Origin of the sequence: Undibacterium paludis (assembly GCF_022568815.1) — a bacterium.
GTDB lineage: Bacteria > Pseudomonadota > Gammaproteobacteria > Burkholderiales > Burkholderiaceae_D > Undibacterium.
Map to the genome: position 1 here is coordinate 1 of NZ_JAKZHX010000064.1, position 547 is coordinate 547.

Below are 547 nucleotides of genomic sequence, written 5' to 3' on the forward strand. Positions count from 1 at the left end.
ATCGTTGATGCCACCATCATTTCAGCGCCTTCATCCACAAAGAATAAAGAAGGCAAACGCGACCCGGAAATGCGCCAGACCAAGAAAGGCAATCAATGGTATTTCGGTATGAAAGGCCACATAGGCGTCGACAGCAAGACCAAACTGATCCATGCCGTTGTTGTAACGGGAGCCAATGCCCATGATAGCCAGGTATTACCAGACTTACTCCACGGGCGTGAGAAACGATATTGGGGCGACTCAGCTTACACAGGCCAAAAGCAGGCGGCACGCAGCAAAGCCCCAGGTGTAAAAGACTTTACCAATATCCGGGGCACGCGCAGCCACACCCTGACAGAGGAAGAGCGTCTGACCAACCGCCGCAAGTCAAGCGTGCGCGCCAAGGTTGAACATGCCTTCTGCATCATCAAGCGTGTGTTTGGATTTACCAAAGTCAGATATCGTGGTTTGCAAAAGAATGCGCATCGCTTGTTTGTGACCTGTGCACTGGCGAACCTGTTCATGGTTCGCAGGCGCTTGATGCGCATGCAAGGGGCATAGTGTGCCC

1 protein-coding gene is annotated in these 547 nt (G+C 52.7%); it reads left to right on the top strand.

From position 1 onward, the window contains the following. On the top strand, positions 1 to 540 hold a 540-nt coding region (locus LZ463_RS28930), incomplete at its 5' end, for an IS5 family transposase (RefSeq protein WP_241459786.1). Positions 541 to 547 lie beyond the last annotated feature (7 nt).